This is a genomic window from Candidatus Midichloria mitochondrii IricVA, assembly GCF_000219355.1.
Lineage (GTDB): Bacteria > Pseudomonadota > Alphaproteobacteria > Rickettsiales > Midichloriaceae > Midichloria > Midichloria mitochondrii.
This window is the reverse complement of the sequence record NC_015722.1, coordinates 1,139,444-1,151,684: the sequence shown is the minus strand read 5'-3', so window position 1 is coordinate 1,151,684 and position 12,241 is coordinate 1,139,444. Positions and strand designations below refer to the sequence as shown.

General features: G+C 34.8%; 18 protein-coding genes, 1 tRNA gene, 1 other RNA gene and 1 pseudogene. 14 read left to right on the top strand and 7 right to left on the bottom strand.

What is annotated here, in order from left to right:
• Nucleotides 1-26: 26 nt before the first annotated feature.
• Nucleotides 27-356: a hypothetical protein gene (locus tag MIDI_RS05930; protein WP_041185575.1), complete on the bottom strand. Its 330-nt coding sequence runs from the start codon at nucleotides 354-356 to the stop codon at nucleotides 27-29.
• 118 nt (nucleotides 357-474) lie between these two features.
• Between MIDI_RS05930 and MIDI_RS05925 the strand changes: the two genes are divergently transcribed.
• The 3 genes and pseudogenes from MIDI_RS05925 to MIDI_RS10500 all read left to right on the top strand — a co-directional run bounded on the left by MIDI_RS05925 (nucleotide 475) and on the right by MIDI_RS10500 (nucleotide 2,322).
• Nucleotides 475-551: transfer RNA gene (locus MIDI_RS05925), tRNA-Val, on the top strand.
• A 149-nt stretch (nucleotides 552-700) separates the two neighbouring features.
• Complete coding sequence (locus MIDI_RS09505) at nucleotides 701-961, top strand: hypothetical protein (protein ID WP_237697367.1); 261 nt, start codon at nucleotides 701-703, stop codon at nucleotides 959-961.
• 45 nt (nucleotides 962-1,006) lie between these two features.
• Nucleotides 1,007-2,322: pseudogene (locus tag MIDI_RS10500) on the top strand (hypothetical protein).
• Nucleotides 2,323-2,344: 22 nt separating this feature from the next.
• Here MIDI_RS10500 and MIDI_RS05915 read toward each other — a convergent pair.
• On the bottom strand, nucleotides 2,345-3,151 hold the full coding sequence (locus MIDI_RS05915; protein WP_013951689.1) for a DNA adenine methylase: 807 nt from the start codon (nucleotides 3,149-3,151) through the stop codon (nucleotides 2,345-2,347).
• Between the two features lie 387 nt (nucleotides 3,152-3,538).
• On the opposite strand from MIDI_RS05915, the gene MIDI_RS09490 reads away from it, so the two are divergent.
• From MIDI_RS09490 to MIDI_RS09475, 4 genes are all read left to right on the top strand, one after another.
• Nucleotides 3,539-3,889 (top strand): hypothetical protein, encoded by a 351-nt coding sequence (locus MIDI_RS09490; RefSeq protein ID WP_237697364.1) that lies wholly within the window; start codon nucleotides 3,539-3,541, stop codon nucleotides 3,887-3,889.
• Between the two features lie 212 nt (nucleotides 3,890-4,101).
• A complete protein-coding gene (locus tag MIDI_RS09485) occupies nucleotides 4,102-4,509 on the top strand; it encodes an ATP-binding protein (RefSeq protein WP_041185574.1) in 408 nt (135 codons plus the stop codon).
• Nucleotides 4,510-4,584: 75 nt separating this feature from the next.
• Nucleotides 4,585-4,938: an HD domain-containing protein gene (locus MIDI_RS09480; RefSeq protein WP_237697363.1), complete on the top strand. Its 354-nt coding sequence runs from the start codon at nucleotides 4,585-4,587 to the stop codon at nucleotides 4,936-4,938.
• 39 nt (nucleotides 4,939-4,977) lie between these two features.
• The gene (locus MIDI_RS09475) at nucleotides 4,978-5,178 is read left to right on the top strand and encodes a hypothetical protein (protein WP_237697362.1); all 201 of its coding nucleotides are present in this window, start codon (nucleotides 4,978-4,980) and stop codon (nucleotides 5,176-5,178) included.
• A 36-nt stretch (nucleotides 5,179-5,214) separates the two neighbouring features.
• Here the strand turns inward: MIDI_RS09475 and MIDI_RS05895 are convergent, their stop codons facing one another.
• From MIDI_RS05895 to MIDI_RS05875, 5 genes are all read right to left on the bottom strand, one after another.
• A complete protein-coding gene (locus MIDI_RS05895) occupies nucleotides 5,215-5,505 on the bottom strand; it encodes a conjugal transfer protein TraD (protein ID WP_013951688.1) in 291 nt (96 codons plus the stop codon).
• Between the two features lie 89 nt (nucleotides 5,506-5,594).
• Nucleotides 5,595-6,341 (bottom strand): FAD-dependent oxidoreductase, encoded by a 747-nt coding sequence (locus MIDI_RS05890; RefSeq protein ID WP_160162306.1) that lies wholly within the window; start codon nucleotides 6,339-6,341, stop codon nucleotides 5,595-5,597.
• A 74-nt stretch (nucleotides 6,342-6,415) separates the two neighbouring features.
• Nucleotides 6,416-6,769: a hypothetical protein gene (locus MIDI_RS05885; RefSeq protein WP_041185573.1), complete on the bottom strand. Its 354-nt coding sequence runs from the start codon at nucleotides 6,767-6,769 to the stop codon at nucleotides 6,416-6,418.
• Nucleotides 6,723-6,914, bottom strand: a complete 192-nt coding sequence (locus MIDI_RS05880; protein WP_013951686.1) for an FAD-dependent oxidoreductase — start codon at nucleotides 6,912-6,914, stop codon at nucleotides 6,723-6,725. The genes MIDI_RS05885 and MIDI_RS05880 overlap by 47 nt, the downstream gene beginning before the upstream one ends.
• A 192-nt stretch (nucleotides 6,915-7,106) precedes the next feature.
• The gene (locus MIDI_RS05875; RefSeq protein WP_013951685.1) at nucleotides 7,107-7,343 is read right to left on the bottom strand and encodes a hypothetical protein; all 237 of its coding nucleotides are present in this window, start codon (nucleotides 7,341-7,343) and stop codon (nucleotides 7,107-7,109) included.
• Nucleotides 7,344-7,434: 91 nt separating this feature from the next.
• Between MIDI_RS05875 and rnpB the strand changes: the two genes are divergently transcribed.
• From rnpB to MIDI_RS08780, 7 genes are all read left to right on the top strand, one after another.
• Nucleotides 7,435-7,806, top strand: an RNA gene (gene rnpB, locus MIDI_RS06560) — RNase P RNA component class A.
• 28 nt (nucleotides 7,807-7,834) lie between these two features.
• On the top strand, nucleotides 7,835-8,119 hold the full coding sequence (locus MIDI_RS08235; protein WP_148234184.1) for a hypothetical protein: 285 nt from the start codon (nucleotides 7,835-7,837) through the stop codon (nucleotides 8,117-8,119).
• A gap of 7 nt (nucleotides 8,120-8,126) precedes the next feature.
• Nucleotides 8,127-8,426: a divalent-cation tolerance protein CutA gene (gene cutA / locus MIDI_RS05865; RefSeq protein ID WP_013951683.1), complete on the top strand. Its 300-nt coding sequence runs from the start codon at nucleotides 8,127-8,129 to the stop codon at nucleotides 8,424-8,426.
• A gap of 173 nt (nucleotides 8,427-8,599) precedes the next feature.
• The gene (gene dnaK, locus MIDI_RS05860) at nucleotides 8,600-10,495 is read left to right on the top strand and encodes a molecular chaperone DnaK (RefSeq protein WP_013951682.1); all 1,896 of its coding nucleotides are present in this window, start codon (nucleotides 8,600-8,602) and stop codon (nucleotides 10,493-10,495) included.
• 134 nt (nucleotides 10,496-10,629) lie between these two features.
• Entirely contained in the window at nucleotides 10,630-10,908 is a 279-nt protein-coding gene (locus MIDI_RS05855) for a DUF2610 domain-containing protein (protein ID WP_013951681.1), read from the top strand.
• A gap of 373 nt (nucleotides 10,909-11,281) precedes the next feature.
• Nucleotides 11,282-11,443 (top strand): hypothetical protein, encoded by a 162-nt coding sequence (locus tag MIDI_RS08785; protein ID WP_160162305.1) that lies wholly within the window; start codon nucleotides 11,282-11,284, stop codon nucleotides 11,441-11,443.
• A 324-nt stretch (nucleotides 11,444-11,767) separates the two neighbouring features.
• On the top strand, nucleotides 11,768-11,911 hold the full coding sequence (locus tag MIDI_RS08780; RefSeq protein WP_160162304.1) for a hypothetical protein: 144 nt from the start codon (nucleotides 11,768-11,770) through the stop codon (nucleotides 11,909-11,911).
• Nucleotides 11,912-12,241: the final 330 nt, after the last annotated feature.

The window sequence follows — 12,241 nt, the reverse complement described above, 5'->3', positions numbered from 1 at the left end:
CTTCTGGAAAGCGCCCTTCAACAAAATCACTCTTCATTTTCAACTCCTTCTTTGTCTTGATTGTAATTAGATAAAAAATCTTTTATTAGTTGTATATCTGTGTCATTAAAATTAGTTTGAATTTTTTTATCATCAATCTTACTTTCTATAATTATTAATTTGCACAGCAGGGAGGAAATTTTTAGAAAAACGGTGATAATACTATCCTTACCTTTAATGTCGGCCATTATTTTATCAATTTCTCTAAAACCACCTATACTATTCTGGATTTTGCGCATTATATTGAGTGAAATTTTTTTCATTCTTTCCAAAATAACAGATGTGCTAGAATTTTCTTTTCCTTCTCTTAACTTCACTTTATATACCTTAAATCTTATTAATTAAAAAATTTATGGAGCTTGCTTATCTGCGATTTTTTATGTATAAGCGGCTAGACAGGTATAAGGTAATCAATCTGCATAAAAATATTAAAAAGGGCGGTTAGCTCAGCTGGTTAGAGTGCTACGTTGACATCGTAGAGGTCAGAGGTTCGAACCCTCTATCGCCCACCACCCTTAAAGTAAGGGTTTCTATAATCTGCTAATTTTGCCTTTAAACTCTATATGCTCACTATATGCTCCTCGCATTTTTAAAAATGATGCTTTAATTGTCTTGAGTTCCTCTTTTAAACTGATGTTTAAGTTGAGGTCTTATGCTCACTGTGTGCTGCACAGATTTTACTCCTGATTGTGTAACACATGATCATAGAGATAATAATCCTCCTATATTTTATAGTTTTGTTGGTAATTTTATCCCCCCTGAATGGAATAATCTCTCATCTCATAATGGTAAGATATTAAGTAAGACTTCAAGACAGCTATTGTCTCTAATAGTATTTCGCATGCAAATTTACTACAATAATAGTATCGATGAACTCCAAGAGACCTATGCCTTCTTTGAAGAAAACTTAAGAGTCTGCTAAGAACGTGTAAGACAGTGCTTACTTGAGTTAAAAAAAAGTGGTTTTATTGATATGCATAAAGCAACGATAGTTAAATATGGAATTAAATGCCGTAATACTCCTTGCATTAAGCTAGCTAGAAATTTCCAACCTGCCTCTAGTAAAATGACTCGCGATAATGAAAAAAATTTTTCACCTACTCCAAAAATATATAGATAGTAATAAAAATATATCTAATAAATCTAGATCTAGTGAAATTTTTAACAAAAATGAAATTGATCAAGATGAACAATTATTACAATCTGGACCAGAGCAAAATCTAGAACAAGATTTACAATTTACAGCAGAAAAATCAGCAAATAATAAGCAAGATAGCAGAAAAGAACCAGAATGTAAAAATTCTGTAAACCCAGTACAGGTAAATCAAGCATTACAAGCAGTTACTGATAATGCTAATTATTCAGGAGGCAACCACGTATCTGATAACAATGCAGCAGTAGAATCTAGAAACAATAAAGGCTGGTTCAAAAGAAAAAATTAGCAGATTTCTACCCATTAAGCCAAGAAGATGCTGATTTACTACGCATAAAATCTAATCGAGAGTTTAATCTATCAATAAGTTGCTTTTAAAGCTTGCAGGAGAGTATTCTAATCATCACTTTGGGTCATAAAGAAAGTTCTACTGAATTACATGGCCAAGGCTCTTGCTAACGAGCTAAGAGAAGTTACTAAAGCCAATGATGAGAGTTTTCAGTTTAACTATCACGATGCAGATAAAGCTAAAGAGCAGTATCTAAATGAGATAGAAGGTAGTACTGATACTAGCAAACAAGCTCAGCTAAAACGTAAAATTATTGGCATCTTTGATTCTGATACAGCTTATGAATTGTTAAGCTCCCGCACTTTTATTGGTGTAGTTGATAATCAGTATCAAGTCAAACTACTTCAAAATATTGAGATTTCAGAATACGCACAAGATAAACTACTACAGCAAGTGCAAATGATTTACGGTAAGAGTGTTGAGCAATTGGAAATTATAGCATTTACTAAGCTTAATGCTAATCAGCATAATACCCTAGATGAAAAACAAAAATATCTGCTGCAGCTCAGTAAACAATTAAACTCTGAATCAGTATGGTACAAAGTAAGAAGCTTTCTTATTCAGCGTTATAACAAATATATTGATTTTGGTGTATTAAGTAAATTAGTGGTAGTAGAGGAAGATACTCATCCTTAAATCAACATCAGCTTTCAATGATTATTATGTCAGGAATCGTTATATGCGAGATCCAGCAGAAGCCTTTGAATCTCAAAGCTTTACTTTTGAATTAATGAAATTTCAAGACAACCAAAACTTGGGTGCAGAAGCGAATAAAGCATAAGTGTTATATTAGGTGCAGTAGTTTAATCTATTACGTAATTGGTTACTATGACCTCATCAGCTGTTTTATTATGTTCAGGCATGGAATATTTAACTTTAATAGTACTAATATTGAAATTCTTATATAAGTCTCTAATAAAAGGAGTGTCACTGTTAGAAATCGTTATTTTAACTCCTTTATTGTTTAGCTCTAGGGCAAAATCTCTAAGTCTCGTTTGCTCACTTTCATCAAAAGGTAATCTGGTATAAAACTTCTCACCTGATTTATGATAAGGAGGATCAAAGTACACGAAATCATTTTGTTGTGGTTCAATGAAAGAAAAATCCGTAGCAAAAATAAATGTTCCAGCAAGCAGGTTGCTACATTGTTTTAATCTAGAGGCAATATCAGATTTGGCATAATTTCTGCCAGAGAAAGTTTGAGCTGGTTTATCGTTGATATTAACTCGGTAAATGCCTTTAAATGAATATCTATTCAGATAAATAAACCTGCAGTAATTTTTTGCTGGATCATTACTATCATTGTTACTCCTAACTTGATAATAATGTTTTTTAGAGTGTTGTTCTTTATGGGAGTCTAGTAATTTACTGACCTCATCAAGATTTTTCTTTATCATATTGTAGGAGGTCACTAGCTCTAGATTAATATCAGATAGATACAATGTTAACTTATCTTTTACATGGAAGAATAAAGCCCCACCACCAAGGAATGATTCATAGTAGTTATTTACATTTACAGGGATAAATTGAACCAATTGATCAACTATTTTTCTTTTGCCTCCGACCCATTGTAAGAATGGTTGAGGTTTATCTGTTTTGTTTACTGACATAACTGTGATTGATCTTAATTATTTCTACTAAAGATTATATTATAAAACAGCCTCAAATGCCACTGTAATACTGCATTTACAAGGTTTTATAGATGTTTTTTTGGTATAGTAATTTTACTAATTTCAATTATATGTGGTGATACAGAATTGAGGCAGTATATTTTTAGTATTTTATCAGTGTCTCATTTGTGCAGCTGTTTGTCATATTATGAAAAAATCTGTCAAAAAAGCTCTCAAATCCTCTGTACTTCCAAAAACAGCTGGGATATCTGTGACTTGACGTTATATGAGATAACGTTAAGCATAGAGGTTAAATTATAAAACTCTAAAATTCTAACATTTAACCTCTAGCTACTATTTCACAACATAAAACAGCAGAGGCAGAGTATGACAATTAACAACGAGAATCAAGGAAAAGATATCAATCAGCTTAAAAATTCTATCAAACATAACTGGCAAATCCAATTATCACCAATATCTGTTACATTAATACCATCATTTGAATCACTATCCAATGAAGGAGCCAATGTAGATTACTTAGCAGCAGATTATTCTGATATAGTTAAATACAAGTCAGAGCTGCAAGAGTTAACAGGTAGGTTAAAACAGGTGGAATTGATTAACAAAAATCTCATTCAAAATATAGTCTATAATTTAAAGATACCCTGTAATACGATTTTTGCATTAGTAGCAGTACTGCATGAATTAGAAGATGATGTGCAAAAAGGAATTATATAGCCAGTATAGTAGATTATACCGAAAGTCTTCTAAGTTACTATGATAAATTAAGTAAGGATTTACATAGTAGCACTGGTCTTCCTCTTATAGAGTTAAAGAAATTTCATCTAGAATCACTAGTAAATAAGATTATAGATAAAGCAAGACCAGTTGCTAAAGATAAAGGAATAAATCTCTCTTATAATTTTCAGTATCAAATTACCAATGCAGTAGTGAGTGACAGCCATAGAATAGAGTCCATACTTGAGCAATTAATAGATAATGGAATCAGATTTACCAATAAAGGTACTGTAGTGGTAACAGTTAATATGTTTGCAATGAGCCCAGCATTATCAGAATCAGAGCAGCACAAGAGAGAAATGGTGTTGCAATTTATCGTACATGATACAGGAATTGGTTTAAGCAGAGAACTACAGGAATATTTACGTAAAGAATTTGATGAATTTGATACTCAATGTGAAGAAATGGTATCAGGGTTAAAATTTGTTAAACGCCTAATCGATGAGCTACACGGGGAAATAGAGGTGACAAGTATGAAAGGTAAAATCTCTACTATCATCTGTAATTTACCAGTGAAATTACCTCTGCTCGATGATTTTATATATGATAATATTGGATAGTTAATTAACACTACAAAGTAGGATTATTATCGCCAATATAGATAGGAGCATCTAAAAATTGCAGAAGGGAAACTTATGGAAGCTAAGTCTGATGATATAGAAAAGCTTGCTATAGATTGTCGTTATAGCAAAAGGTTAATAGATAAGTTGTTGTCAAAGAATAGCAAGTCTCAAATTAAGGTTGATTGCGATAAAATAAGCAAAGCTCTTTATATAGCTTGCAAGTATCACAATAATCAAAGAAGGGCAACAGGGGAGCTGTACTTTTCTCATTCTATAGAAGTAGCATATATAGTAGCTGATTATTTATTTAAGACAGATATAATAATTGCAGCAATACTACATGATTGTATAGAAGATACAGAGCTTATGAAAGAAACAATTGCTAAAGAGTTTAATAATAAAATCACAGACTATGTTGCGGATTGAACCAGAATCAAACATGATAGGAAAATCAGCTCAGTAGAAATGTTAAGAATATTATATCAAGAAAATAAAAAAGATTTACTATTAATTAAGCTATGCGATAGACTACACAACATGCAGACTATATCTGCCAAACCTCTAGATAAAATACAAAAAACCACTTTAGAAACTCTACATACTTTTATACCTTTTGCTGGTTATCTAGAAACGCCAGATATTCAAAAACAGTTAAGTATTGTATAAATACGTGTTTAAATACAAAACTCAATAAGCTGAAACCTAAGATAACAGATTTTGATCATTTTTCTGATCAAAAATATTTTTGCCAGCTTGAGTCCATTGATCTTGAACATGTGGATGCTGAATCAACTCATTTTGTAAAGAAACCAAGGCTTCAAGTAAGCTATTGGCTGGCAGGCGGTCGAGTTTAGCTTTAACAACTAATCCTCCCAATTCAATTAAATGACGAGTACGAGCTTTTCTTTCTCTAATTTTCATTTTAGCCTCTTGCATAAGTATATCAGCTTTTTTTTGTTCTAATTTTAATCTTTGTTTTATGACGTTATCCATATTAAATAGTTTGAACCTCATATTATTATAACTATCATGAATGCTGAATAAATTTTAGCAGTCAACTCATTAATTAATGGAGATAGAAATCATTTTTTATATTTTTTTATAATCGCTTGTGCTACACGCTCACCTGATTCAACAGCAGCTTCTATTGTGCCTATACACTCTAAAATAGTTGTATGTTCGCCAACAAAAAATATAGTATCTTGAATGGGTAAAAACATTGTTTTATAGCATGTATCATCATGATAAGTAATGTTATCAAGTTCTTTGGAGCTTGAAGTAGAATATCCTGAATAGGAGCCCATGGAATAAATATCATGATGCCAATAATGCATAATAGGTTCTTTATAAACATTATAGTTTTGTTGTGTCACCTGTAATGGCTCGTTTACAAATTCCTGCTGTGGTATGCCAAAGCCTGTAGCAGTAATATTCATGAATTTCGATGGATTTGATATTGGTTTATGAGCATATACTAATTGTATAGTCTCATCATGATTTGTACTGTCTGTTACTACAGAACGATAAGAATTTGCTGTACTTAAATTAACTGGCATGGCAATTTTAAAGTTCTTGCCGTATTGAATTGCATTAATATCAGACAGTTTACTTTCAATATTGGAAAAATCTATAGACTCAAATGTAGAAGCAGGTATAGCTAATACTACTAAATCATAGTTACAACAAGATTGATCAGTAAATTCTATTTTTACAGTGCTATCATCAAAACTAATCTTAGACAACACCTTATTCAGGTAGATATTATCCTTTATAACCTCTGCAATAGACATTGGCAAAAGAGCATTGCCAAGAGAAATATAACTAGTCACGATATAATGATTTTCATCTGTATGTGATCTATGGAATTTTGAGAGCCCATTGGCTAGCATGTATTCTAAAGTCTCTAGAGGTTATGATAAATAGATTGCTGATAAGCATCCACACCTTCATAAGCAGTTACTCTGGTAATGAGTGCTTGCCTGAGAATTTTATTCTCTGCACAAAATATGTCTATTAAATTGCCTATATTATTTGCACTATTTGCTAGAAGTGAAAGATCTTTATAAGTTTTATCATGATTTTTCACCAGTTTATCAAAATCGTAGTAATAACCGTTAAAATATACATTTAAATTTAATTTGATTGGTTTTTCTTGTACCGTAAGATTTAATTCTTTTATCAACTTTAATAAATTTACAGCTTCTCCACCATCAGTAATATTTTGCCCTCCAAGTTCTACTTCTGTTTTTTTGACCAAGGTAATTTTCCATTAGTACTGTAAAAACTCTACCACCTACTCTATCTCTTGCTTCAAATACGTCAATATCCAGATTTGCCTTATGTAGACGATAAGCAGCGGTAAGGCCAGCAGGACCTGCTCCTATAATTGCTATTCTATCCATGTGTTATAACCTAAAATTTTAAGTAGGTAGTTAAATATCCCTAGTTTGAAGTAAACACATACTCATTTGAAATACAATCATACTAAAAACCCCTATGAATGGACCTGTGCTAAATTCTGATTCAATATGGTATGTCATCCTGATATTTGAGACGTAATCTTGAATTTATCCATCTCATTTATGCTATAGGTATCAACAACGATCCTTTGATAAATTATCAAGCAGAGCCTCTATTTTTTTATTTCTGTCACTACTTTCTTGATACCATTCTTCAATTTGTTCAGCGCTGTTGGCATATCCAATTTTAGATTGTTCTTTTTCCTCTATAGCAGCTTGTGCTTTATGTTTGGCGGCTGGGTCCATACCTTGACCTTTCTGCCAGTGATGCATACCAAATAAACCTACGGCACTACCATATGCATGCCACATATTAGACTCCTATCTATAAATATTAGGCAATGCCAGTTGTAAGTGTAGATAATTATGGCCTTTAACACAAAAATGGTATATTAATAAAGGCGCAGGTAGCTGGATGGTTGCTGTAGCTTTTTGCTATAGAGGAAAGTCCGGGCTTTAAAGAACAATGATGCCGGATAACGTCCGGCGAGAGTAATCTTAGGGAGAGTGCCACAGAAAATATACCGCTATCTTACATAGTAAGGGTGAAAAGGTGAGGTAAGAGCTCACCGGGCTTATAGCAATATATGTCGCATGGTAAACCCCATCATTAAGCAAGACTATATAGGCATATAGCGATGAATGATCGCACACAAGTTCTTAAGTGTATATATGCGGGTAAGTCGCATGATCACAGGTAGCAATACCTAGACCAGATGAATAGCCATCAAAGGTTTTTCCTTTACAGAACCCGGCTTATAGGCTACCTGTATATCTAAATAATATTAATTAGGTCTTCTTTTATGATACGGATTTTAATTGTGGTACTGGTCTCCTTGATACCAATATTTATATACTGTGTATTATATAATAAGGCTAAAAAGGAGGCAATCGCGCGGGCTCTTCCCGTACCGTCATTTATGAATGAAAATTTATTGAAAGCGTTTATACAGTTTTTAATACTTGCCAGTATATTCTTCATACTTTTTATTATATTCTCTCTGTACTTTGATTCTCCTGGAGAATATGTGCCTGCAACGGTAATAGATGGTCAAATTGTAAAAGGTCGTGTCATTAGAAAACAATAAATTAGCAATGTTTTATACAACTCTTTCCTCAAAAGAGGAGGCAGCTTTTATTGCTAGGAAGATTATTGAAAATCAGATACCTGTTTGTGTCAATATTATAGACAACGTCAGTTCGATTTATAAATGGGAGGGTAAACTGGAAAATTGTGATGAAGTAATTATGCTAGTTAAAACCTTGGAAGTGCATTCTGATAAAGTTTGTAAGTTAATTAAAGATTGCCATCCATATTCCGTTTCATGTCTCATTTCTTTTAATGTAGAGTCACATAATGTAGGGTTTAATAACTGGCTAAAAGGTCATTGTTAGGTTAGCCGCTATATAATGTTTAAGAGTGTTTAATCTTACTCATTATTTTTAGCATACAACCGTTCTTCATACTTCTTGAGGTTGGACGAGAATTTATTTTTGTCACCGCTCTTGTAGAACGCTATAGCTCGAACTATATGGGCAATTAAGCAATTATTAATTTGGTAATAGACATGAGTAAAATTATAGGAATAGATTTGGGAACGACAAACTCTTGTGTGGCTATTATGGATGGGAAAAATCCGAGAGTTGTCGAAAATGCCGAAGGAGCAAGAACCACTCCTTCAATAGTAGCATTTACCGGCAATGGTGACAGATTAGTCGGTCAAGCCGCAAAAAGGCAAGCTGTGACTAATCCACAAAATACGATTTTTTCAAGCAAAAGGCTAATGGGTTTAGCTTTTTCTGATCCTAAAACAAGTGAGCTTGTGGCCAAATCTCCTTATAAAATAGCAAAAGCAAAAAATGGTGATACTTGGATTGACGTCAAAGGAGAGCTAATGGCCCCTGGTCAAATTGGTGCCATGGTCTTACAAAAAATGAAAGAGTCAGCTGAGAATTTCTTAGGAGAAAAGGTCACTAAAGCGGTGATTACAGTGCCTGCATATTTCAATGACGCACAGCGCCAAGCAACAAAAGATGCTGGTAAAATAGCTGGTCTTGAAGTTTTAAGAATTATAAACGAACCAACAGCAGCAGCGCTTGCATATGGTCTTGATAAAGCGGGCAGTAAAACAATCGCAGTATACGACTTAGGTGGCGGTACCTTTGATATTTCCATTTTGGAAATAGGCGATGGTGTTTTTGAAGTGAAATCAACAAATGGTGACACATTTTTGGGCGGTGAAGACTTTGATCAACGCATTCTGGATTATTTAGTAAAAGAATTTAAAGCTAGTTCTGGTATTGATCTAATGAAAGATCCTCTTGCATTACAACGACTAAAAGAAGCGGCGGAGAAAGCCAAAATCGAGCTTTCAACTAGCATGGAAACAGAAATTAACTTGCCTTATATCACAGCAGATGCTAGTGGGCCTAAGCACCTAAATCTTAAGATGACGAGGTCTAAATTAGAAAGTTTGGTCGATGATTTAATAGAAAAAACAATTCAGCCTTGTAAAGCCGCATTAAAAGATGCGGCTTTAGACGCCAGCAAAATTGATGATGTAGTGCTTGTTGGTGGAATGACAAGGATGCCAAAGGTTATACAAAAGGTTAAAGAATTTTTTGGTAAAGAGCCACATAAGGGAGTGAATCCTGACGAAGTTGTAGCAATTGGTGCGGCAATTCAAGGTGCAGTTTTGAGTGGCGATGTGAAGGACGTAGTACTTCTTGATGTTACGCCCCTTTCTATTGGTATTGAAACCCTTGGGGGGGTATTCACTCCGCTTATTGAAAGGAATACAACCATACCAACTAAAAAATCACAGATTTTCTCAACAGCTGAGGACAATCAAAATGCGGTAACAATTAGAGTATTCCAAGGCGAGCGAAAAGAGGCTTCTGCAAATAAATTTTTAGGTCAATTTAACTTAGAAGGGATAGCGCCAGCGCCTCGTGGCTTACCGCAAATTGAGGTGGCTTTTGATGTGGACGCAAACGGTATATTGCATGTATCTGCTAAGGATAAAGCAACTGGTAAAGAACAAAAAATTACCATTCAATCTTCAGGTGGGCTAAGCGAAGATGAAATCAATAAAATGCTTCGAGATGCTGAAGAAAATGCAAGTGCGGATGAAGCCAAGAAGGCATTGATAGAAGCAAAAAACCATGCTGATTCTATGATTTATTCAACTGAAAAGAGCTTAAAAGAGCATGGAGATAAAATTCCAGCTCCAGATAAGTCGTCAATTGAAGATGCGATCAAGGCTCTTAAAGAGGTTATGGAAGGTGCAGATGCTGACTCTATCAAACAAAAAACCGAGGCTCTAACCGAACTTACGGTTAAAATAGGTCAGTACGTATATTCTCAAGATCAACAGCAAGGTGGCGCTGATCAAAATTCTTCAGCCGACCCTCAAGAAAAAGTTGTTGATGCTGAATATGAAGACTCAAATGATAAAAAATAATTTATAAAATATCACTCCCTAGTTTAGCAGTAAGCTGGGGAGTCGTTTTAAATCAAAAACGTAAAAATAAATTGTAGTTATTCATTAAAAATAATACCATTAGTCTATAAAAGATTATTTGATTTCATACTGTCATGAAAAAATTTGAGGTGCCTTGCTTTTTTGGGGGAAGTAGGTCTGTGGTGCCGCTCTATATAGGAAACCCTGAACCCACCCATAGCCCGATCCATTTCCAAGCAGATTGGCTTAGCAAAGAGCGCGGAGGGCAGGTTCCTCCTCAAATAGTAGAAAGCTTAATCAAAATACAGAAACTTGCAGCGGATAATAGCGTTGAATTCGAAGAATTATGTTATTATGCACTTGAAGCAGCAAACAATGAGCTTAAGCAAGAGAGTAGCGCAGAACCCTTCTGATGCGGAAGATAACACCCAAGCGCTGCCTCAAGAGACCAGTCCCAAAGTTGAGCCTAATGCTTAAGCTGTGAAACAAGCAGGTGGTAGGAAGTGGATATTCTTGGATCCCATTTTCTGCCCTTAATCTGTAAGTAGCATGTAAAAGGTTCTTGACTGAATTAACGATTTCTGTGTGCTCCGTGCTGCTTCGATACAGGGCTTGCGTGATAATCGTCGAATGTGTTGAGTTGTAATATCGATACCACTAATATATAGGAATATAACCAATTTAACACCAGTTCGAGGTAAGTTTTAAAGAAGCTGTGTAACCATTAAGTTTTTCTCAATTTCACGATAAATAAGGAAAGTGGTTCCCCTAGTAGAAATATTTTGTTTGATTGATGATTTTTGCAAGCAACAACTCATGTACCAAAGATCCTTAAGAAACTCGCAGAGACAAAGGAAACGAGAGTCTAGGATGATGCTTTCCGAGAGTTATAACGATCCTCGTTTTGTTTCATTTGAGGGCATTACCGGATCAAAGATTTTTACCTAAACTGTGTTCAAATCTCTCTCAGAGAGGAATTGCCGAAGCTTGTCAGCTACAAATCGCTTTGTTGAGCTAATGCGGTTCTTTGGCTTTAAGGTGGTTCTCTCAATGATCAAGGAGAGATTATGTCATTCACACTGACTTCGGGTAATACAGATGATCGAGCCGTTGTCGAAAAAACTGACTCAATATTTGACAGGCCTTCTATTCGGAGATCGGTGGTATATAAGCAAAAACACTGAGCAATCAAGGTATTGAGCTCATCACACGGCTTAAGAAAAACAAAACCCGCTTGCGGCTTTTAAACAACTGCTTCTTGCAGGGCGTGGATTGATTGAAACAGCCATCGGAGAATTGAAAGAGATTTGCCAAATCCAGCGCCACGGCATCGCTTGCCAAACAATTTCTTGTCAGGCCTCTTCTCAGGGCTCTTGGCTTATGTCTTCAAATCCAATATATCTCATGGAAAAATAGGCTCGAGGGGTCTACTCCTTACGTCAAACTGAGGTTATAGTGGCATAGCCTGCTTTTGCCTTTGCTGAACAGCTGGCTGAGCAGCTGCAGGAATTGATTGCCTAAATATGAAGCGGAGAGGAGATATAAGTCCTTTATCCGCGCTAGTGGGCGGAGTTGGCTTTATAGGTGGTTATGCTAAAGCGTCCCTCTCTCTTATAGAAGGATCAACTTGAGTTGTTGCTTTAGAACCGCCACCAATTTCATCCATTTGAATCAAGATTAATCCTGTAATTCTTCCTTGTTCAATTAAATAGTTTAGCGGATGGAAAAAGGTTTTTTAGCTTCTTC